Below are 5404 nucleotides of genomic sequence, written 5' to 3'. Positions count from 1 at the left end.
CTTTGATTTAGATAAGCACGAGAAGCATATGCCACCGCTCTCTTTATGAAATGAGGCTCCTTAGCGCATTGCATTTCGATAATGAATTGCTTGCCCTGAGTATCTTTGCATAGCACATCGACTATGCTTTGACGTAGACACTTAATCTCAGGATTCTGGTCCAGCTTAAGAAAGGTAACATCCGTAATCTTATCATGCACTCCCTCAAAGACGTCATTCAGGAAAGCAAGCAGAACCTCCTTGTTCTTATCTGTACCGAAAACCTTTTTAAAGGCTAAGTCGCTCTTGGGGTTTAAATAACGGTCCATATCATCTTTTCTATAATCTCATTAAGCATTATACATCACATTCATAATGAATCACTATTCATCATTATAAGGCAGATAACAAAACATCTTCTTCCTTGGCTCAGTATCTACAGAGCATTAGCTGTATTTCTGCTCCATCATACTGACTGCCTTTTTCAAATGGTCTGGAGCCAAGTGAGAATACCTTTCTGTCATAGATATGGTCGAATGCCCCATCAGCCTCTGGACCGTATACAAATCCACCCCGCTCATTACCAGCCGGCTGGCATATGTATGCCTCAAGGTGTGAAATACTACCTTCTGTCTGCGGTCTGTTATTCCTTCATTGAATCCAAGCCTCTCTACTGCTCTTGTGAATGCATCAGATACCTCTGTTATCTGCTCTCCAGTCCTTGAAAGAAACACTAGACCTGAACTCAGACCTCGTCTTCTTTCAAGCATTTCCTTAACGTCTTTGGTCATTATTGCATTACGGTTTCTGCCACTCTTGGTGTCTTTGATTAGGATGGTTCCGTTACGAAAATCAACATCGTTCCAAGTAAGCTTGAATACTTCACCCGCTCTTAAGCCACATTTCAGAGATATTAAAGCTATGTCATGGACTGTGGGGCTTACTTTGCTGAGTTCTTCCAGCAATGTGATGGATTCTTCCTGAGATAAGAACCTTGAGCGCCTGTTGTCTTCTGATGGCTTCTTGATTTTAGATACAGGATTATCTCCGTTGTATAGGTCATTATTCTTGGCATAGTTAAATACCTGCCTTACCAGAGCCAACGCATATGTAATCGTTCTTGGAGCCCTACCAGCATCACTCATCTGCTTCTTCAGCTTCTCCAATATAAATGGCGATATTTCCTTCATTGGCATGCTTCCAATCAACGGGTTCAGCCATTTACTGAACAAGACTTTTTCATTTTCACATAGCCTAGGGACCTTATCCTGTGTTGCTTGCTTATAATATTTGTTAAATATCGCAGCAAAGGTAGTCTGCTCCCTCTCTCGCTGAATTCTGGCTACTTCTTCCTTTTTAGCTTCTTCTTTCTGAGCTCTACGTCTCTCAGCCATCGTTCTCAAACCAATACCAGTACGATGCGCCTCCTTCAATTCAGATAGCCTCGCAACCGCTTTCTTCTCCGTCCATTCTTGTGATTCCCACCCCAATCCTTCTTCTTTAATTCTACCGTCCAGCCCGTACCTTATCGTGTAATAACGGTCTTTGTGCACACCATGCTTTCTTGTTGGATGTTCGTAGTAACGAATTCCTGTGGACTTAGTTTTAATCCATTTAACGCTCATATTTCACCTACAACTACTTTTTCCCATTTTTCTCCCATATTTTATTCAGGAAATAGAATGATAATATGTGAATACGAATGATGCAATAATCTCAATCAACTCCTTGATATGCGGGGGATTTGATAGTGCGCAATGAAGAATTGTGATGAGGTGTGAAAATGATTTTAAGCTGATTTGTAATCAGTAGGTCGTTGGTTCAATTCCGACGCCCGGCACCATTGAAGCTTCATGATTATTTTCAGATTGCGGATCTGATTTTTTGCTTCATATGACTTCAAAACAGTTTTGTTATATGGATGGGGGCCATGAGTAGTTACGGAAATGATAAAACAAGCAATATAAGAATAGAAAGGGTAGTTGAGGAAGAACTAATGGAAGTTTTTCCATTATTTGTTCAATTAAGGCCTACTGCAGAAAAAAGTGAATTAAAAAAAATTATGCGAAAGTAAAAAAGCTGCAATACAACCTATACAAAGCTACGGTAACCGAAGATAACAGACAACCTTGCGTTGGGCTGATCGGATATATTTTTAATGAAGATCTGTGCGTTGGAAGAACTATGTATATTGATATTCTAGTAGTCGACAAAAATTACAAAAGAAAAGGGATTGGGAAACAGTTAATGGACTTTGCGATATCTAAATTTCGTCAGGATAAACATGCCCGCTCTCTAAGATGGACAACAAGAAATGACTTGGTTGAGGCGGTTTCATTTTACAAAAATCAAATTACCGCTCCAGTCGGTTATTACTATCGAATCGACTAATTTGTAAGTTTCCAGTCTGCTCAGCGACGTAAGCCTAAATCGCTTACCAAACCCTGATAACGACCGGTGTTTTTACGCTTCAAAAAGTCAAGCAAGCTGCGTCGTTTGCTTACCATCTGAAGCAGTCCGCGTCTTGAGTGGAAATCCTTCCTATGCAGATCGAGGTGATCGCCCAAATTGTTAATCCGATCGGTCAATAAAATGATCTGAATAGCCGCTGATCCAGTATCGTTTTTCCCTTCGGAAAATTTTTCCAGTAAAACTTGCTTATCTATCGTCGACATCTTAAATCCTTAAAAACCAACTATTTCTCGGCCGTTGCCTAGGATACATCACTTAGAAAGTGCAAACACACTCTGCCGAGCCTAACTGATGTGCCAGGATGTCGCCCAGCTGCAATCAATTAGAACTATGCAAGTATGCGCTAAACTCAATGACTTTTCCAGTGCTTTATTTGCAAGCCATCAAGAATCTACCTATCGCTTCACACCTTTTAGCTTGTGTTTATGGCCGCTTGCCTATAGCATTTCCCCTATTCAGTCCAGATTAAGGTAAATAAAAATGCAGCAAAAAACCACGAATAAAAGCGAAGGTTTAGCTTGGTTTATGTGGGGAATGGTGTGTCTATATTTCCTATATCAGTTTTTTGTACGGGTCGCCCCAACGGTCCTCGATAGAGAGCTGATGAAATATTTCTCTCTGACGGCGTCTTCTTTTGGCACGCTTTGCGGGTATTATTACTTTTCCTATGCTCCGCTTCAGTTGCCCATAGGACTGATAGTGGATAAATATGGGCCGCACTGCGTTTCGGCAATTGCTTGCATAGCTTGTGGTCTGGGCTCTTGGCTGTTTGTATGTTGCCAGGATTATACCGTTGCTGCTGTAGGCAGGACTTTGGCCGGAGTAGGTTCGGCCGCCGCTTTTATTGCTGTGATAAAAATTGGACTAAACTGGTTCAAAAAATTAGATAAGGCTTTTGTCAATAATTTAACCATCGCGACCGGTACGCTTGGCGCCTGCGCAGGGGCGCCACTGTTTGCATACGCAAAGCAATTTATCGATTGGCGAGAAGGCCTGATCTTGATTGCTGTATTTGGTATTGTCTTGGGTATTGCTATCTTTATATTTGTTAGGGATTATCCCAAAGGCGAAGGTCACGCTGACATATCGCACGAAAAAAGCATTTCAGTCTGGGAAAGCTTGAAACTAGTTATGAAAAGCGGCCAATGCTGGCTGGCATATCTTTATATCTTGTTTTTATACGCCCCCTTAAGTGGGTTTGCCGATATGTGGGGCGTACCTTTTCTTAAGGCGATCTATGGCATTGATGCTGTAAAAGCATCTTCGATAAGCAACATGATGTACGTCGGTACAATTGTCGGTGGGCCGTTATTCGCTTGGTTTTCTTCGGCAATGAAGGGACGAAAGATTTGCCTGTGGGCAGGGGCAATTATAAGTTCCGTATCGTTTGCAATAGCAATATTTTTCCCAGGAATCAGTTGCTCTATGTTCGCGGTTTGCATGTTTTTTGTCGGATTTGGTTTGGTAGGCGGGTTTACTATTTTCATAGTAGCGGTAGAAATAATGCCATCCTCGGTTAGCGGGACTATAGTAGGAACCGTAAATATGTTCAGCATGATCAGTGGAGTGATACTGCAGCCGTTCTTGGGTTGGATAATAAAACAAACGTGGGACGGCACAATGAGCGACGGTTTGCCGGTCTACAGCACTTACTCGTACACATTGGCAATAAGCATTTTAATACTATGCTCGTTCATAAGCCTGGCCTTCATTCCATTTTTAAAGGAATCATTTCCTGGCAAGAAAACAGCGAAGTAGCTTTGATATCTTTGGGAATTGACGCCTGCTTGTAATCGTCTCTTTTACAGCGAGACGCGTTGTCTGTTTAATTCGGAGGGCATGTTAGTTACGCAGCCGATAAGTTGCGACTGTCGACAAGGGGGTATTATCGCGTTATTCGCGCTTCCAAAACTATAGCAGATTTAGAACAAAGCCAATCCGTATCTCGTCAACACGTCTCTGAAGCCCTGTCATATCGGCTTAAATTAGGGGCTCAGTCCTTGCTCAGCAACTGTGCTTAGGAGGGGATTGGGTTGGTGTAATTGGAAAAAAATCTAAGGGCTGAATTTGTCGCGTGTTAATCACCACAGCCCCCCCCCCTAAAGCGCCTTTCCTAAACAACAAACTGCTCGCAACAGATCGTAAGAGTTTGTTATTTGCAAAAAGTCTTTAAAGCTGAGCGTCCAGCTTTACGCATAAACTAAAACTAATGCGTACTTACCAGACGCTAGCAACAAATTACTATTGTTACCTAATAAATATTCAATCGGTAGTTAAACGTATGCGTCTGTCTTCCCAAGTGAGCAGCAGATAATCATAAAACAACCCGAGGTCGTTAGCATGGACATTAGGCGTTTCCTGCCTAAAACGCGCTATTGCCTGTTGATCACGACGCTCATCGGGTATGGTCAGCAAAGCCTGCAGCGCTTCAGCATCCGCTCGAGACATATCGTAATCGTTTATCAAGATCCTGACGGCGTTACCACTTAGTCGGATACTGCCATTAGGTTGTCCAAAACCACAAGTTGCCTCGGATATTATGTAATCTCTGACTTTTGGATCTTGGACATTGTAGCTGTTGAGCACTTTATGACGCATTACGTCATCGATAAAGTGTAACAAAAGACCTTCCTCCTCTTCGTCAATGGCCCGCAAAGAGTTTCTCATTGCTGACTTATCTCCATTAACCCGTGCGTAGTGTATTACATCCTTTTGTAACATTTCTCTAAATTCATTCTGATCGCGTGGGGTTAAATGCCCATATAATTCGACAACTCCCTCACCCGCCGGCGTCATACCAGTACCATCTGGATAACAGTTTTGTACCAATTGACGTATATTAGGTCTTGCAGCCAGTGTTTCCTGTGCTGCCAAGCTTAGGCCTAAGACACCAACAGTACAGCAGCCCAGGCAGTTTGCTAAAACAGCGCCAGAGGCTAACAGATTCTTCAAA

At 42.4% G+C, this 5404-nt stretch carries 8 protein-coding genes; 4 read left to right on the top strand and 4 right to left on the bottom strand.

Translation table 11 applies throughout. The features are described 5' to 3' along the window. Both LBL30_02070 and LBL30_02065 read right to left on the bottom strand, forming a co-directional pair. Positions 1-308, bottom strand: a 308-nt coding sequence (locus LBL30_02070) for an Rpn family recombination-promoting nuclease/putative transposase (GenBank protein MDR1031890.1), incomplete at its 3' end; no start/stop codon positions are given. Between the two features lie 117 nt (positions 309-425). Beyond that, positions 426-1604 carry a site-specific integrase gene (locus LBL30_02065; GenBank protein ID MDR1031889.1) on the bottom strand — a complete coding sequence of 393 codons (1179 nt, stop codon included), beginning with the start codon at positions 1602-1604 and terminating at the stop codon, positions 426-428. Positions 1605-1909: 305 nt separating this feature from the next. Here LBL30_02065 and LBL30_02060 point away from each other — a divergent pair, with 305 nt between their 5' ends. Then, positions 1910-2053 (top strand): hypothetical protein, encoded by a 144-nt coding sequence (locus tag LBL30_02060; protein ID MDR1031888.1) that lies wholly within the window; start codon positions 1910-1912, stop codon positions 2051-2053. A gap of 5 nt (positions 2054-2058) precedes the next feature. Continuing rightward, positions 2059-2370, top strand: coding sequence for a GNAT family N-acetyltransferase (locus tag LBL30_02055; GenBank protein ID MDR1031887.1), 312 nt, complete (start codon positions 2059-2061; stop codon positions 2368-2370). A gap of 20 nt (positions 2371-2390) precedes the next feature. Here LBL30_02055 and rpsO read toward each other — a convergent pair whose 3' ends face one another. Then, complete coding sequence (gene rpsO / locus LBL30_02050; GenBank protein ID MDR1031886.1) at positions 2391-2654, bottom strand: 30S ribosomal protein S15; 264 nt, start codon at positions 2652-2654, stop codon at positions 2391-2393. A 277-nt stretch (positions 2655-2931) separates the two neighbouring features. Between rpsO and LBL30_02045 the strand changes: the two genes are divergently transcribed. Together LBL30_02045 and LBL30_02040 are read left to right on the top strand one after the other, a co-directional pair. Continuing rightward, on the top strand, positions 2932-4209 hold the full coding sequence (locus LBL30_02045; GenBank protein MDR1031885.1) for an MFS transporter: 1278 nt from the start codon (positions 2932-2934) through the stop codon (positions 4207-4209). Between the two features lie 104 nt (positions 4210-4313). Further along, positions 4314-4472, top strand: coding sequence for a hypothetical protein (locus LBL30_02040; GenBank protein ID MDR1031884.1), 159 nt, complete (start codon positions 4314-4316; stop codon positions 4470-4472). Between the two features lie 241 nt (positions 4473-4713). Here LBL30_02040 and LBL30_02035 read toward each other — a convergent pair. After that, the coding region (locus LBL30_02035; GenBank protein MDR1031883.1) for a hypothetical protein at positions 4714-5404 on the bottom strand (691 nt) is incomplete at its 5' end.

The organism is Holosporales bacterium (assembly GCA_031263535.1).
Classification (GTDB): Bacteria; Pseudomonadota; Alphaproteobacteria; order UBA3830; family JAIRWN01; genus JAIRWN01.
The sequence above is the reverse complement of the archived record's forward strand: the minus strand, read 5'-3'. Positions and strand labels throughout refer to the sequence as shown.